Origin of the sequence: Rhizobium acaciae (genome assembly GCF_025941625.1) — a bacterium.
Classification (GTDB): domain Bacteria; phylum Pseudomonadota; class Alphaproteobacteria; order Rhizobiales; family Rhizobiaceae; genus Rhizobium; species Rhizobium acaciae.
On record NZ_JAPCZO010000013.1, the window covers coordinates 173039 to 188396 of the forward strand.

General features: G+C 57.7%; 16 protein-coding genes and 2 pseudogenes. 10 read left to right on the top strand and 8 right to left on the bottom strand.

Annotated features, from left to right (window positions below; all coding sequences use genetic code 11):
* Window positions 1-247 precede the first annotated feature (247 nt).
* Window positions 248-1606, top strand: a complete 1359-nt coding sequence (locus tag OLZ32_RS21525) for a tyrosine-type recombinase/integrase (protein ID WP_264396629.1) — start codon at window positions 248-250, stop codon at window positions 1604-1606.
* 2 nt (window positions 1607-1608) lie between these two features.
* Here the strand turns inward: OLZ32_RS21525 and OLZ32_RS21530 are convergent, their stop codons facing one another.
* From OLZ32_RS21530 to OLZ32_RS21540, 3 genes are read right to left on the bottom strand one after another with little or no spacing between them, the layout of a single operon-like run.
* The gene (locus OLZ32_RS21530; RefSeq protein ID WP_264396630.1) at window positions 1609-2130 is read right to left on the bottom strand and encodes a hypothetical protein; all 522 of its coding nucleotides are present in this window, start codon (window positions 2128-2130) and stop codon (window positions 1609-1611) included.
* A 23-nt stretch (window positions 2131-2153) separates the two neighbouring features.
* Entirely contained in the window at window positions 2154-3200 is a 1047-nt protein-coding gene (locus tag OLZ32_RS21535; protein ID WP_264396631.1) for a hypothetical protein, read from the bottom strand.
* A gap of 9 nt (window positions 3201-3209) precedes the next feature.
* Window positions 3210-6506 (bottom strand): hypothetical protein, encoded by a 3297-nt coding sequence (locus tag OLZ32_RS21540; protein ID WP_406650339.1) that lies wholly within the window; start codon window positions 6504-6506, stop codon window positions 3210-3212.
* 456 nt (window positions 6507-6962) lie between these two features.
* Here OLZ32_RS21540 and OLZ32_RS21545 point away from each other — a divergent pair, with 456 nt between their 5' ends.
* Window positions 6963-7358 carry a hypothetical protein gene (locus OLZ32_RS21545; RefSeq protein WP_264396633.1) on the top strand — a complete coding sequence of 132 codons (396 nt, stop codon included), beginning with the start codon at window positions 6963-6965 and terminating at the stop codon, window positions 7356-7358.
* Window positions 7359-7637: 279 nt separating this feature from the next.
* Here OLZ32_RS21545 and OLZ32_RS21550 read toward each other — a convergent pair.
* Window positions 7638-7835: pseudogene (locus OLZ32_RS21550) on the bottom strand (hypothetical protein); the annotation flags it as partial.
* Window positions 7836-7927: 92 nt separating this feature from the next.
* Here OLZ32_RS21550 and OLZ32_RS21555 point away from each other — a divergent pair.
* The 7 genes and pseudogenes from OLZ32_RS21555 to OLZ32_RS21585 all read left to right on the top strand — a co-directional run bounded on the left by OLZ32_RS21555 (window position 7928) and on the right by OLZ32_RS21585 (window position 12439).
* Entirely contained in the window at window positions 7928-8164 is a 237-nt protein-coding gene (locus OLZ32_RS21555; RefSeq protein WP_264396635.1) for a hypothetical protein, read from the top strand.
* Between the two features lie 566 nt (window positions 8165-8730).
* A pseudogene (locus OLZ32_RS21560) lies at window positions 8731-9257 on the top strand (hypothetical protein).
* Between the two features lie 142 nt (window positions 9258-9399).
* Window positions 9400-9681 (top strand): type II toxin-antitoxin system ParD family antitoxin, encoded by a 282-nt coding sequence (locus OLZ32_RS21565; RefSeq protein WP_264396636.1) that lies wholly within the window; start codon window positions 9400-9402, stop codon window positions 9679-9681.
* The gene (locus OLZ32_RS21570; protein WP_264396637.1) at window positions 9671-9982 is read left to right on the top strand and encodes a type II toxin-antitoxin system RelE/ParE family toxin; all 312 of its coding nucleotides are present in this window, start codon (window positions 9671-9673) and stop codon (window positions 9980-9982) included. Before OLZ32_RS21565 ends, OLZ32_RS21570 begins: the two co-directional genes overlap by 11 nt.
* 145 nt (window positions 9983-10127) lie before the next feature.
* Complete coding sequence (locus tag OLZ32_RS21575; RefSeq protein ID WP_264396638.1) at window positions 10128-10460, top strand: sunset domain-containing protein; 333 nt, start codon at window positions 10128-10130, stop codon at window positions 10458-10460.
* A gap of 450 nt (window positions 10461-10910) precedes the next feature.
* The gene (locus OLZ32_RS21580; RefSeq protein WP_264396639.1) at window positions 10911-11048 is read left to right on the top strand and encodes a hypothetical protein; all 138 of its coding nucleotides are present in this window, start codon (window positions 10911-10913) and stop codon (window positions 11046-11048) included.
* Window positions 11049-11728: 680 nt separating this feature from the next.
* Complete coding sequence (locus OLZ32_RS21585; RefSeq protein WP_264396640.1) at window positions 11729-12439, top strand: autoinducer binding domain-containing protein; 711 nt, start codon at window positions 11729-11731, stop codon at window positions 12437-12439.
* On the opposite strand, the gene OLZ32_RS21590 is transcribed toward OLZ32_RS21585, so the two are convergent.
* Window positions 12436-12756 (bottom strand): transcriptional repressor TraM, encoded by a 321-nt coding sequence (locus OLZ32_RS21590; protein WP_264396641.1) that lies wholly within the window; start codon window positions 12754-12756, stop codon window positions 12436-12438. The two genes, OLZ32_RS21585 and OLZ32_RS21590, sit on opposite strands and share 4 nt — an antisense overlap.
* Window positions 12757-12945: 189 nt before the next feature.
* On the opposite strand from OLZ32_RS21590, the gene OLZ32_RS21595 reads away from it, so the two are divergent.
* A complete protein-coding gene (locus OLZ32_RS21595) occupies window positions 12946-13152 on the top strand; it encodes a helix-turn-helix domain-containing protein (protein WP_264396642.1) in 207 nt (68 codons plus the stop codon).
* 60 nt (window positions 13153-13212) lie between these two features.
* On the opposite strand, the gene OLZ32_RS21600 is transcribed toward OLZ32_RS21595, so the two are convergent.
* The 3 genes from OLZ32_RS21600 to OLZ32_RS21610 form a co-directional block, all read right to left on the bottom strand.
* Entirely contained in the window at window positions 13213-14124 is a 912-nt protein-coding gene (locus OLZ32_RS21600) for a nucleotidyl transferase AbiEii/AbiGii toxin family protein (RefSeq protein ID WP_264396643.1), read from the bottom strand.
* The gene (locus OLZ32_RS21605; protein WP_264396644.1) at window positions 14114-14530 is read right to left on the bottom strand and encodes a DUF6088 family protein; all 417 of its coding nucleotides are present in this window, start codon (window positions 14528-14530) and stop codon (window positions 14114-14116) included. The genes OLZ32_RS21600 and OLZ32_RS21605 overlap by 11 nt, the downstream gene beginning before the upstream one ends.
* A gap of 199 nt (window positions 14531-14729) precedes the next feature.
* Window positions 14730-15347 carry a TraH family protein gene (locus tag OLZ32_RS21610; RefSeq protein ID WP_264396645.1) on the bottom strand — a complete coding sequence of 206 codons (618 nt, stop codon included), beginning with the start codon at window positions 15345-15347 and terminating at the stop codon, window positions 14730-14732.
* Window positions 15348-15358 lie beyond the last annotated feature (11 nt).

A 15358-nucleotide genomic window follows, 5' to 3' on the forward strand; every position in this document is an offset into this window, starting at 1 on the left:
CATAAGATAGTTTTTTCCAGCAGATATACTGTAAGTATTTGAAACTAATGGTGGGTCGGGAGGGATTCGAACCCACGACCAATTGATTAAGAGCCGCAAAATGGCATTATTTCGAATGTGTCGAAATAATGTAAGATGATATAAAATAATCATTTTTCGATGTTGATCATCATCATTACTTCACTCGTCATGTAACATTTGATATAAATTCGTTACATGAAATTTACATGGAATGCCGAAGTTATATTTGACTGATACTTTTGTTTTTAGCACGAGGTGCCCCGGAGAAAAAGACCAGGAAATCTATTGGGACTACCCGAGGGGAGAGGACGGTCATATTCGCAATGGCTCGGTGTCGGGGCTAGGCCTGCGGGTGACAGCGCTGGGGAATAAGTCGTTTGTCCATTCCTACCAATTTAACGGCAAGCGCTATCGCAAGGCACTCGGGTCCACCATCGTCCTCAACGTGGCATCGGCGCGACTGGTGGTCGGCCAACGTGAACGGCAACTTGAGGCAGGAGAGAACCCGGATTTTGACCAGGCCGATTCCCGCCGCACGCATCTCCTGACGGTCCGTGAGGCCATAGATCGCTATTGGGAAAGCCATATGAGCGAACTTAGCGAAGGCCACAGAAAATCCTTTGCGCTGTTCGTGGCGAAATGGCTGAGACGTACCCCGCAGCGTACCACTCGGCGCGGCCACAATACTCGAAAGGGATATGCCGATTTCGGGACGATGTTTAGCGATCGGCCCCTGTCGTCCATCAAGCCGTTGGATATCGAGCGGTATCAAAAGCAGTTCGTCTCACCCTACATGTATAACAGCGGCTTGCGTCATATTTTGGCCTTGTTCAACTGGGCGATACGCATGCAGCTCGTGGATATGCGCAATCCTTGCGATCCGATCCGCCTCCGGAAGGTCGTCCGGAAACGCCGCGACTATTCCACCGAGCAGATACGCCAAATTGCGTCCTACATCTTCTATCCGGTCTTGGAAGCGGTGCCGGAGATCGAGGACCTGACTGGTTTTCAGAAGCGGAACGCCGCGCTTGCCAAGGCGGCGGCGCAGACTGCCAACGACCAGATGCTGGAATTGTGCAACCTGATGGGCATCTTGTTCCTGACGATGGCGCGGCCGAGCGACTTAGCTACGGCCAAGTTCAAGCACTTCGACCTCGAGAAACTGGTTTGGCACAAACACAATACCAAGGGGATCAAGCTTTCGCGCGCCGCCTATGAGTATGCCTATCGCACGGTGCCGATTCATAGCCGCGTGGCCGACATGGTAAGGGCGCAGCAGTCGCGTTGGCCAGAAAGCGAACTGGTGTTCCCATCGCACGCTGACCCGGCGCAGCCGCGCGATAACTTCCGCAAGGGGCTGGCACGCTTCAAGGCGTTACCAGACGTGCCGGATTATTTTCAACTGTATGATCTCAAGCGGATCGCGATTTCACTGATGCTGGCGGGGCAGGGCGTCTCCCACGAAGCCATATCCCACTATGTCGATCACAAGGGGAATCTTGAAACGACAATGATCTATGACCTAGGGCTCGTTGATCCCCTGCGCCCGGTTACGGAAAAGCTTGGAGACCTGCTGGGCGTATAGTTTCACGCCGCAGGTATCTCACCCGCAGTCGTATCCCCAATGCCCTCGCTGAGGGCGAAGATGGCGCCCAGGACCGCGCAGACGCTAAGAACATAGAGAAAATAGAGCGAGACGACGGCAAGCCAGTGCGACGCAGGCGGCCAAACCTGCAGCAGCGAAGAAGGCCCGAATAGGCCGAGAATATCGGCCGGATCGGTCACCTGCTGCTTCTGTGCGGCGGCTATCGCATCGGCGGAGAGCCAGAAACCACCAATGAATTCCTGGCCAGATGATGGCATAGTGAATGCCAGTGCGTCTTTCATCGGCAGATAGATTAGTAGGAGAACGAAAGCGGCAACACCGCAGGAGACCGCCACCTGCAGCCATCGCCTGCGCACGCCGTCCGTGAGCTTCTGGCCGGCGCGGGTGAAGACGATGAGTAGGAACAGGATGAGTGCGATGATGCTCGCAAAGCCGGTCGATACCGAGTGTTCCGGGGGAGAGATGTTGGTGATGAAGCCGCCGAACAGGGCAAAGATTGCCAAGATGACTTCGACACCTCTCGTAATTATTTTTCGCATCTTGAATTACTCGCGGGTTTGGTCGTGAAGGTCAGATCGACCTTGTGCTCGGGATCGAGGGCAAGGCTTTCCATGCTGCCAAAGAATGTATCGCTGACATTGCGTCCGGTCTTTGGGTCCACGGCGACGATGCACAGGGAGGCCTCAGGGACAAACGCGGTGGCGGGCGTCGTGAACGTTGGAAAATCGTCAAAGATGGTTCTAGCGACGGGGTGATAGCGAACGCGGTATCCGTCCTTTTGCGTTTTCTTTCCCTTGTCGTATGACCATAGCGACACCTCCATCCTGAAAGAGCCGTTGTTGCCCTTCGCCTGGTCGCGATCCGCGCCCAGGGGCTCGGCCAGAACGCCGAGCCGGGCGACGTTGTCCGAGGCGATCGTCTTGATGGCCGAAAGCTGCAGGTCGTCGAGCTTGTCGCCGGCCTGCAGTTTGGAGAGCGCCCCGTCGAGGAAGGTTGTTTCAGAGTCGAGCTGCTGCAGGAGAAGGATCGAGAGTGGCTTAGTTGCCTGTGAAATGACGTCCATGTAGGCACCATAAGTGGCGGCGATTTGGGGCAATTGATCCGCCAGTTCCGGTGGGGAGTTGCCGATCTCTGAAAAAGCCTTGACCCCGCTTCGAACCTCAGCGAGGCCCTTCATGACCGTTCTCTTGAGCTCGGTGTCGAGCAATATGCTCAGCTTGCCGGATAGATCGCCGTCGCGTTTGACAACCAGGCTAACCGGCTTCTCAATTCCGGCGAGACCCTGGAACGACGTCACGCTGTTGAGGCGGAACGCAAGTTCAACAGAATCTCCGTCGAACACGATGTCCTGCTGGTCCATAAGCTGCTTTAGTCCATCTCGCCACGCTTTCGGCGTTCGTTCTCCGTTTGCGGGCAACAGCGTAACCAGCGATAGGCTGACCTCCTTGGCTGTTGCTAAGACCTCGTTACCTGCCTGCAGGTTGAAGGGCACGCCTGAGAGTTCGAGCTCCTCCGCTTGAACTGCGGTGGCGCAAAGCACGGTTGAAAAGAGCAAAAGGCTGACCCGGTGCAAGGCGTTCTCCTACTGGTTGGTGATCAGGATTTTTGTCGCTTCAAGCATGATCGAGCGCGAGAGCCGTAAGAAGGCGGGGGCGCTGACCACACTGCCCGTCTTCCCGCTTCGCGCGGTCGCAATTATTGCTCCCCGATCCTCGACGTAGTTGAAGAAATCATTGAGCGTGGTCTGCTCACCATCGGCGTTTGCAGGCATCCTGCTTTTCATGGCCGCCGTCAGCGGCGTTTCGCCGATGCTCTGTGCCTCGTCCTGGGCCGCGGCCGCGGCGACCACGAGAATCGATTTATCGAACAGGACCTGCGACAAGCCGGGGCTCGAAAAAGGGCCGGGCTTAAACCCTGGATTCTTACCGACGCTCGACGAATAGCAGGTATCCAGGATGAGGATCTGCGCGCGCGCCTGTATCAGCTCGAGGGCGTCGGCGATTTCGGCTTCGGAAATCAAAGTCGCCGCCGGGCCATTAGAATAGGGAGTGATAGAAAAACGGCCATCGGTATTTTGACCATGGCCCATATAGTAGATTACGATGATATCGTCGGGATCCGCAGACAGGGCACGACCGGTCTCGTCGTGCGGCCAGGCAACGAGAGTCGGGGGCGGGGTGGCCGCGCCGGCAAGACCTGCAAGAACGGCCAAGATGTTATCGCGCGTTGGAAGTGTCGAGGAAGGCGAAAGACCGATCAGCCCGTATTTGTCGTGGGCAGAGATCAGCGGCAGTAACACAGTCTGAAGCGACCCGCTCTGGCGGAAGAGATCCTGCAGAGTCTCTTGCATGTCGAGCGCCTGGCGCGGCGGATAGGAGAGCTCGAAGCCGATGGCGCCATTGGCGCCGACGCCGATCGTAACAAGCCACAATCGCGGCGGATGAGAAGGCCCGACGCCCTCCTCAAGCGTCAACTCTTGCGTCGCGTCACTGCTCTTGATTCCCGCCTTGCTGAATGCATAGGCCTTGAATGCAAGTATCGCCCCTATCGGCGCTGTCGGCAGCGCTACCATCACGGTAACCTCATCGTTCTTATCAAGCAGACTAGGAGCCAAGCGTTGAACGAGTCGGCCGTCCAAAAAAAGCTTGATATCCTCGACCGGTTCGGGCGCGCCGGTGGCGGGTTCGATGGGTCCGGTGACGGTGAGCGTCGCTCGCGCACTGTGCCGGTCGGCTAGGCGTACATCAAGGGTGACGGTCGGTTGTGTTGCCTGGAGCGTATCGAGCGGGATCGGGGTTGATGGCTTGCCGTCGACGATATCGAAGAGCAGATGCGGAACGAAGGCCGGTTGCGCCAGCCGTTCTACGGGGAGTGGCGATCGCCGCTGTTCGGGAAAAGACCAGACGATGTCCCGTACGAGCGAGAAATCGTTGGTGTCGAAGCGCCCATCATTGGCGACTGCGAGCCACCGATCGTCAGAGAACAGAAACAGCCGGGCAACCTGCGAGAAGTCTACGGACGAAAACAGCGTCAACCCAAGCCCGGTGCCGACAACTAGGCCACCGGCGCCTGCGGCGCCCAGTTGCGTGATCGCCTCAAGCTCGGCCCTATCGCCATGGAAGGCCTCGAAGGATACGCCCTTCAACTTCAAACTGACCAGGCTGCCGTACTCGCCGCTAGCAAGAATGTTGCCGGCCTCATCCTGGAACACCGCATAGATCGACAGGGCGCTCGGCACGACGAGTGGATCGTCGACTTGCGCGAGTATCTTCAGATTGGCGCCGGTCGACCAGTCTACCTGGTAAAGGCCGCCTCGGGCGCCAAGAACCAGGCAACCGCAACCGATCGAAAATACGCCGTCCCGAGGCGCCCAAAAGTCCGTCGATGTCCACAATGGCGCCGACGTCTCGATCTTGTAGACGCTGACCCAGTCGTCATCGCAGACCAGGAAGCGATCGCCGGCAGGAGAGAATTTGAGGCAAGTCGGCAGGTTTTGGTGTCCGTCGAACGATTGGCGATGGGCCATGGACGGCCAGTCGTAGAGGTCCAGCTTCCCGTACCGGTCGGCTAGCAGCAGGTGGCTGCCCGAAGGATCAAACGCCGCTTTGGCAATGCGGTATCCGGGAAGCTCATGGGACCATGTTGGTTCCGGCGCGCCCGCGGCGAAGAGGCGGATTCGCTGGGTCTCTTCGTCGCCTGTCTTGTCGGTCGCAAACGTGACGAGGCCATCGGTAGCTGGCAGCGGGATGGCGAGATAGCCCGGCAACCGGATGAGCCGTGAGGTGATGAGATTGAGTGCGGTAATTCTATTTGGGGCAGAAAAATCGTCGGGCGGCCTGCGTACCATCACCAGCGATCGTCCGCCAGCCGTGAAGAAAGCGCCGCGGACCTGGTCCAAGCCCGGCAGCGGATTGATCTGCTTCTTCAGCGAGCCGTCATGCGTGTCAAAGATTGCGATTGTCCCGTCTTCATTGACCGAGAGAATCCTAGATGGGCCGACGAACGACAATAACAGGGTGTCGTGGTCGCCGAATGGCCCAAGGCCATTGCTGATCGGCGCGCCGGGGCGGGCGCCGTCTTTGGTGAGCAACCTGATCGTGCCAAAGCCGCCAAATGCGATAATTTTGCCGTCTGGGCTTGTGGCAATCGTGGTCGGACGTACGACGGGAATCGGCACTTTTACTCCGTCGGTCGTCGCAAAATCGGGCGAGAAAGCTTGGTAGGATGGCTTTGCCGCTGTAAATTGGAAGACATAAGATAGGTTGGCGATCGGATCGAATGCGGTAACGGGAGCCTGCATTTGCGGCATGGGTATCGGCGGGCGGATCGGCGCAAGGTCGCTGATGCGCCGGACAAGGATCCCAACGCCTTCCTCGGACTCCGCCAGGGCTTTGTCCCCGTCAATAAACCTCAGGTCGCCAGGCCGGCCAGACAGCGCGCCGGTATTCACAGCCCCTCCCGTTAGGAGATCGGTTACAACGATGCGGAAGGGATCCTCGGCCGTGGCCAGTTTTTTGCCGTCATCCGAAATCGCAGCCGTGAGGATCGCCTTTTCATTATAGGTGACGTGGTTGACCTCGGTGAAGGTGTCCGTGCTCAGCACCTTGGCGGAGCTAGTACGCTTGTCGCCATCCTTGGTGCCGACGACGACCACGACCAGCGACCCGTCGCGGTTGGTTGCAAGCCCGCCGACCTTGCCTTCCGGCATTTTCAGGCGGGCCACCGACTTGCCGTCGAGGTCGACCCGCCAGAAGGCGACCGTTCCCTGGACATCGGCGGTGAATAGCCACTTGCCGTCACCGCTAATGGTGGCCGCCTGCAGCACATTGGTATGTCCAAAAGGCAGGACAAGGTCGAAGGGATTATTGCCTGCTGCCATCGCCAAGCGTGGTGACACAGCGAATGCAAAGAGTACGCTGGCCAATGTGATGAGGACGCGGATACTAGCCATCGCCGCCCGACCTCGCTGAGGAATAAGCAAGTCCGTTTCCCCTCCCACCGTGAGCGCGAATGGCTACCGTCCCCTAAGGTGCTCTGATAAGACGATACCACAGTATAAGCATTGTCTCGAACTATTGTTGAGGATTTTATCTTGAACAATGAGTAGCATCTGGCGTGGCTTTAGAAATGACTGGTCTCATTGCCGGTCGTCCGAGCGCGACGGACACGCAGCTTACTGACGTAACGCCTAGGTCTCCGTCTGAAGCAAACGCCGCATGACTTCGCCGCATTTGCGACTACTTCCCTGTAGCATTGACGTCATTTTTCGGCTGTGAGTCAATGGGCGTGCGGTGATCTCCAGTCGCACCACTCCCACCAACGAAAGTCATTGCTCATGGAAGCCTTGCAGGCGGTTGTCCTAACTGACGCTCAACTGCGCGAGATGCTGACTGAGGCCGCCAGACGCGGAGCAGCCATGGCCGTCGACGAGCTGCGGGCGCAACTCCATCAGGCGCCGGAGGATGCGACCTTGCAGAAGCTTCGTGCCTATCTGGTCGACCCTGACTCGCTTGCCAATCCGCACGATCATTGGGCTCACAGCGGGATCATCTGCAAGATCGCGGTCACGGCGCGCGGCAAACCTAAATCCGCCCCGTGGTTCATGAAATTTCAGCGCGAAACGAATCTGAATGAGTGCTTCAATCGGCCGAGCCCGGCCTACGGGCGTCGCCGGGAGTGGACGTTCTTCGACATCAGACTGGCGTGGGACGCCTATTACCGCCGGCGGTAGGACAACCGCCGTCTATCAACGGACGATACGAACGTATCGCTGATGGCTGTGACTAACCTTGAACAAGGTGTCCGGCCTTCGAAACCACGGAATGCCGGGTACGCGGCGGGCAAGTGCGATATCCGATATTTCATGGGCGTTGTGCCAAATGTGCTCATCTGCCATGATTCATGTGTCCGTTAAGGATCCGCGCCGCAACAGCGCGGGACATCGCGATTATCTCTGAGACCTTTTATGTCCTCATCCGCCAACGGTCGTTCCGCCGGGGGCGTCTCTGCAATAGTCAGTGATGCCGAAGACCTGAACATCGCTCGCTTCAAGCTGCGTTATAAAGGCAGTCCAAACGGCGTCGCTCGCCTGCCCAAAGGCGTTTGAGAGCTTTGTGCCGGGAGCATGAATATGCAAATCCCACTTACGCCAGATGGAGCCACGCTGCGTATCCTTTTTCGTGGTGAGATGGGGTTGCGCGTCTGGCATGGACAATCTCCGCTTCGTTTCACATGGTCGCCGCAGCGCATTCAAGCGCCAGCGACACGTCGTATCGTCCGCCGCCTACGCGAGTGGAAGCCTTGCATGCGCTTGTCTTAACCGAGATGCAACTGCGCGAAATGCTGGCCGAGGCCGCCAAACAAGGCGCGGTCCTGGCCGTCGACGAGCTTCGTGCGCAACTTCACCAGGCGCCGGACGACGCCGCCCTGCAGAAGCTTCGGGCCTACCTGGCCGACCCGGCCTCGCTCGCCAACCCGCATGATCACTGGGCCCACAGCGGCATCATCCGTCAGATCACGGCTGCCTCGAACGGGTAAGCCTAAATCCACCGCGTGGTTCATGAAGTTCCAGCGCGAGAGCACTTTGAACGAGTGCTCCAGCCGTCCGAGCCCAGCCTACGGACGTCGCCGGGAATGGACGTTCTTCGATATCAAACTGGCATGGGATGCCTATTATCGTCGGCGGTAGAAGAACCGACGTTTATCAATAGACGATACGAGCGTATCACCCGCGGCCGTGACCAAGCTTGAACAAGGTGTCCGGCCCTGGACAAAACCACGGAACGCCGCGCACGCGGCGGGCAGGTGCGATAGTCCGATCATTCCGATAGCTCCGTAGGAATTGCTCCTGATGCGTGCATCTGTCATGATTTACACGCCTATCAAAGGATCCGTGCCGTAAGGGCGCGGGCATCGCGATATCTCCACGACCTTTTATTTCTTAATCCGCCACTGGCGTCATTGCTTTCGTAATAGCCAAGGCGAGCGGCGGGGCATCGAATCCAAAAAGACCTACCCTCCGCCTCAAACCTAAGCCCCTGTTTGAATGATAACGCGGAGACGTTGGTTGCGCCGATCTCCGCCTTCAGGATGAAGGAGATCCTATGACTTCCGATGACTGCCTGATGCTCTACGCCAAACTTGCCGGCTTCCGGCTCGCCGTCCTCGCAAGCCGCTCTTGCTGCGACGGTGATTTCTCCCGCGAACTGCATGATCGCCTGATTGACGGGCTCGAGGCCGCCATCGATCGTATCTGGATCATTCTGGCATGGGAGCGGCGACCTCTCGACGGTAGCGATGAATGCACCGGCTATCAGTTCGCGGCCGAGATCGAGATTTTCGGGCGCATCACCATCGACTTGCTGGATGAGCTCGACATCGACCAAGACACCCGTGAATACCGCATCAACGACGGCCGCTGGACCAGCGCCGTGATGGTCGATGATACGGGTGTCCATGTCGATTATCCCCATCTGGTGCCCTTGGGATGCGACGAACTCGGGCCACTGCGCCGATTATCCGGGCCATTCGAACGGAGACCGGCCTGGCGATCCGGGCCGCTCGCATCGATGAGGGCCAAATTCGGTGTCTTCATCCGAATTCTACCACGCACGGCCTTCGCCGCGCGTAAGCAGCACAAGTTGAGGGGTGGCATGTCCACCACCCCTCAACTGATTGCTTGTCCGTTGCCGCTTACATCGGAAACGCAAAGTTCTTGGCGGGGGTGTCAGACGGTGGTAATAATTCCTACCATAAGTGCATGGAGGTGAATTATGGCCAATGTTGAAAAGATCAGCGTCTCGATGACGCCGCAACAAGCCGACTTGTTGCGTGACGCGGTCCAGAGCGGAGCCTATGCCAGCAGCAGCGAAGTTATCCGCGAAGCCATGCGCGACTGGTCGGCGAAATGGCAGCAACGTCGCGGCGATATCCAAAAGATGCGCGAGATGTGGGCCGAGGGCAAGGCAAGCGGCGCCGCGTCGCCGGTCGATTTCGATGAAGTGCTTGAGGAAGCGCGGCAAGAACTGAAGGCCGATCGCGGACATGGCGGTTAAGCTTCTATGGACGCCGAAGGCGCGGGCCGACGTTAAGCAAATCTTCGTTGAAATAGGTAGAGAGCAGCCGCAGGCGGCCGAGCGGTATTTTCAGCAATTCCGGTACAAAGCCGGCTTGCTTGTCGACCATCCGCGTCTTGGCGAGCGCCATCCGGAGATTTTCCGTACCGCGCGGATGCTGGTCGAAGCGCCGTATGTGATCCTGTACGAGACCCGCCCCGATACGGATGACGGCGAGGTCCATGCGGTCGAGATTGTCCGCGTGGTCGATGGCCGGCGCGACCTGACAGCGCTTTTCTAAAAGACTTTCCGCGAACGATAGGTGCTTGAGAGTAGCGGCCTGCCTACATCATTTGCGATGCATTTTAATAGATGGCGCAGACGAGGATTAACTACCGATTCAGCCAAGGCTTGCAGTAGCGCCTAAGATTCGCACTTGATGGCGCATGCCAACCCATCGTTCATTCTCGCCGAAATATCGGACCAAGAAACAATCCCGCCCGCGGTTCACGATGGAGGCGTTCTATCTCGCCATCATCGGGGCAGGGGTGGTCGGATACTTCGGCGTTGAAGTTGCAGATATGTCGGCTCCAGTCCCTGCCTTCGCCGTCGGCTGCACTATCAAAGGCAATGTGAGCATCAACAGCGGTGAGCGCATCTACCACGTGCCGGGCCAGGAGTATTACGACGCGACCAGGATTTCCCCGCAGTACGGCGAGAAATGGTTTTGCTCGGAAGCTGAAGCCCGTGCTGCCGGTTGGCGTCGTGCTAGAAGGTAAATGCGCCGATCGATGGTCGGCTGTCGGAGACAAAGTTTTGTGCCGCTAGCCCGATCTGCCGTGCAATCGTACCGCGCCGAGCGCAGCCCTACTCGCGCCAATGATGACCCCCGTGCTCAGCGCCTCTTTCCTAATTAAATTTGTCGTCGGACACCTCGAAAGTGGCCGATTTTCGTCACTTACGCACACACACTTTTGCGCACAGTGTAAATAGCGATTAAAATAACAATGTCATGTCAACAACATAATGCATGCCTACACTGACTTGTCGTTGGAGGCCCCGCCGCTGCGATCATCAGGCCGAGCAGCCTCCGGCTAGCAACGGTTTAGATTTGCACGTATCTCCACCTGGCAATTTCTGGCAAGCCTCTCGCGTTCGCCGCGCCGGGTATGATGACAGACGGATCCTCTGCGCGTCGAGCGTTCGTGACCAACCGAAGGGCTCCAATCATGAACCCATATGACGAATTTGAAGACGTGCCCGAAGATCACCCGGATCGGCTGGAAAACAGCGGCATGCCAAAATCCGTCATTGAACGCCTGTTGCGCAATACGGCTTACCGGCGGCTCAAGACTTCGATGATTTGAGCGATGGCGAAATCTTGAGTGAACCGAATGTTTCTCTCCGCGTGGTCAGAGCCATTCGCGAAGCGCGCGGTCGGCTCGAGCCTCCCAAAACCAACAGGTGAGTTTATTTGCTCACCACTAGCGCCCCCGGGCACGTGATTGAGTGACGTTTCAGGTTGCCCGCACGACAAGCAAGACTTGCCAGGTCGCAGCCGTCGTCGTTGAGGCATCACCCCGCCCGATACTCAATCAGGGACTGTGGGGCGCCGCCTATGTGATCAGCCAGTTTCGTAACGCCGGGAGCTTGGGAGCGATGCGTACTCCGCTTGATTGACGACATAGGAGGCACGCTTCGAAGCAACCGCAATCGCGGGGGAAAAGCCGCAGCAAGCGGCACGTTTTTGACCGGCGAGTGCTGTGACGGGCTTTGCCGGGCGTGAACAACTCGGACGCAAAACCCTTTCTCGATTTATCATCTTTTTAGAGTGAAGGGGCTTGAAAGCTTGCTTTTTGTGGGTAGTGCTACCCTGCATGGCAAGTTGAAACCGCTTCGCAGCAATCCATCACCTTGGGTTGCGTGCAAATTGTCATTTGGCAAATGGCAGCCAAGCCCTCGTGGCAAAGTGGCAAAACTCAAATCCAGCGTCTCGATCACTTGAGCCGGGATCGATTCGCAGGTCGAGGAGATAGGAGAGACGTCCGTGGATGAAGAATTTCGCTCACTCGTTGACATGCTGGAAGCCGCGCAAGACGAGTTCATGATCAAAGGAGCCTTGAAGCGGTTCGCACGTTTTTGCGGATACGAACGGTTTGCCTATCTCCAAAAAGAAGGCGCCCAGATCAACACATTCAACTCCTACCCGAAGCCTTGGGAGGGCGTCTATCTCTCCGCCGACTATTCCGACATCGATCCCGTGATAACAGAGGCGAAGCGCCGATGGGATGTTTTCACCTGGTCCGCTGAAGACTGGCCTGCACGCGGGTCTTCACCAGTCAGAAGGTTTCGCGATGAGGCGATCGATCACGGCATCCGTTGCGGCATGACGATCCCTGTTGAAGGCGGTTACGGCGCCTCGATGATGCTGACGTTCGCGTCTTCGCAAAGAAAAGTGGACGTTCCCGCTCCATTCGACCAGAAGAGAGCAATCCAACTCGTCATGACGGTTCATTACCAGTTGAAGATCATTGCTGCCAAAACCGCAATCAACCCAAAGCAGGTTCTATCGCCGCGCGAGACGTATTGCATGACGTGGGCGGCAAAAGGAAAGAGCACCCTGGCGATAGCTGCTATAGCCGGCATTAGCGCCAGGACCGTGCAATGCAATCTTGATAAAGCCCGCAACAAGCTCGGTGCGGAATCGGTGCCGCACCTTATCGCCATCGCTAAAGATCGCGGTCTGCTGGACCTTTAGCGTACATCATCTTCCAAGGGCACCTCGGGCACGAAGCCCAGCGCATCAAGGATGTCCGAGAGTACCTCCTGCTGAACCTCGGACCTCCTGTGGCGGGCAACGTGTTCATCCTGGAGCGTTTGCAGCACTGAACTGGCGGTCGAGGGATCGTCGCTTGCACGCACCCACTCCTCATAAACGACCTGATCGGCCGCGAGGAGACGACGATGCTCGCGAATGGCTGAAACCGCCAGCGCCTCCAGTTCCGTCTTGTCCATCAGATCGTATTGAGGTTTCCTCTGGTCTTCATGGCCTTCCGAGGAACCTGCGTCTTTCATTTCTTTTCCTTCCCAATCCGATGCGTCGAACTCGGCTCTGTCGCAGTATTCGACGCGCGTTCAACGGTCCATGTCAAAACGATCATCTTCGATGAGTAATCTACAGACTGGCACGCAATAGCACACGCCGGGATGAATCGGAACTATCGTTCCTGGAACGATTTTTCCTATTCAGGCTCGGCTCACGTCATGGATCTCAAGGAGGTCATGGCGATCAACCTGCGTCGGATCCGTCATGCCAAGCAAATGACGCAGGAAGAGTTGGCTCACCGTGCCGGGCTGAGCACGCGCTATATCGGCAAGATCGAACGTGCCAACGTGTCCGCGAGCGTTACCGTACTCGGGCAAATCTGCACGGCTCTCGGCATCGAACCGGCTGAGTTGCTGGCAAAGTGACAATGGCGGGGAAGTTCCGGTACCGGACGGCGTTGCTACGAGCAAACGCCTGCTGAACCCTCAAGCGTTGCGGATCCGTTCGGCGAACCTTTGTATCTTCTCGAACGCGGATGCGAATTCCGGTCTCTCACCATAGACAAGGTCGCCGAGCAGCTTCGTGTAATTCTCCGCGAACTTTTCGTCCTTGGACATGAGCTCGTAGGCGCGCAGCGTTTCCGTTTTCGGGTCAGCTTTATACGCAGGATAGTCCTCAGCGCGGCTTTCCGCTTCAGCCTTCATCGTTTCCAAGGCAATCGCGGCCGCCTCGTCCGCATCATAGTGCCCGTCCATGCGCGACAAGTCATAGACGTGACGGACAAGCGTGTGGTCGAGATCTCCAAGCCCCGATAAGGCAAAACCGGCACGGCGCCCAAGCGCAACGAACTTGTCCGCTGCGGTTTCGACCAGTCTCACGCACGCGACATCCGTCGCCTCGGCGTCAGCGCCACTGGCCTCGTTGACAAAGGACGAGACCGAGCGCTTTTCGGGCGCCGTGCAAATCGGAAACGCGGAGATTTCGATCTTGATCTCCGGGCGCAAGACGCCCTCTCCTTTTGCGATGGGGACATAGGGTAGATCGTACCGGACATACCTGTCGTTTTGTTTGACGACGTAATGGCCTTCCACCGCGAAACCTGCTGCGTGAAGCCTCTCGTTGACCTCGCCTCGCAGACGCTTGAGAGCGCCGCGGGAGTTCGCCTTTTCGCCCACGATGCGCAGGTCGATATCCTCCGACATGCGTTCGACCAGGCGATAGGCGCGTCCAAGCGCCGTTCCACCGCCAAACGCGAGCGTCAGTCCATCGACCTTAACATCATGGATGGCGGTGAGCGCCCGAACGACAAACCAGTCCTTCTCGACCAGAGCCGGCGAAGGAAGGCCGAAAAATTCCTGCACTTCCAGAAGTGTCTTCTGGTCTGGCTTATCGTTCAACGCGAAGCTCCGTGCGGCCATCGGACAGCCGCCGGTTGAACCGCGCCTTGACCTTGACGGTCGGGTTTACGGGAATCTGGGTGGAGCGGCCTTCATTATAGGCTTTGGTGCTCTCGCTCTGTTCCCAAGGCACACCGAGCTTGTTGAGCGCTTGAAGTGCCGCGCTGTGAAAGCCGTTGGAACTGGACACTATGAGCCGGCCAGACAGGCGCGATCGCATGGCGCGGGCGTAGACACCATAACCCAGCCGCATGAGCGTGCCATCGTGGACCAGGGACCGAAGAGCGCGCAGAACCTGGTCCTCGCCACTGAGGTCAGCAAAATCCCGCGGAAGAAAGACGTCGGTCTTCTTCGTTCTTGCGACGCGGGTTTTGATTTTCTGCTTCAGTGTCTTCGGCTGGTGCATGGTCAACTTCTTTCTGCAAACACCCGACACGCAATATATACAAAAACCCGACACCGTGCAAGGGACTGGACACGTCGGGATGCCCTCAACGCCGCCTGGTTCAGACGGACTTCATGCACCATTTCTCCCCTTTGGATCCTTGGTCGAGCACAGGAAGGTGGCCTTGCACACTAGGCAGTTTGCGTCCCGTTCCACGAGATCACTTTCCGCCAATCCTCGACAGATCGATCCGCATTTCCGCCGCGCCGACGCTCTCGCTTTTCTCGCCGCTGTCGGCATTTTTATCCGCAGGAAGAGGCATGTCGCTGTTCGCCTCGCCGTCTTCCGCAGGCAGCGTGTTGTCGACCGTCACGTCTGTTCCGGGATCTTCCACCTGGAATACACTCACGCCTTCGAACTCTCCGGTTTTCCAGGCATAGACCGCATCCTCGAATATCTGCGGGAAGACGTCATCGCTCTTGGGATTGCCGTACCACTTGGCAACGGCCCTGAGCACTTTGGCAAACATCGCCGTCCCCTTGCGCAGGTTTTGGCAGGCATCGACAAGATCGGGTTTCAGATCAGCGGCATCCGTGATGCCGATGCCGGCTGGAAACTGCGTCAGGCCGACGCGAACCATTGCCTGACCGACATATTGCCGGACGATTGCCATCGCTTGTTCGGCCGACGTCGCCTTTGGAACGAGGATCAATCGGCCGCCGGATTTGACAGTGATCGCAAGCGGATCGTTCGAGCCGGCGGCGCTCACGAACCGCTCGACGATCGCGGGCTTCAATGAAGGGTCGCCACAGTGTCGGATCAGGTCTGCGTCGAGCATGAGGTCTCCAT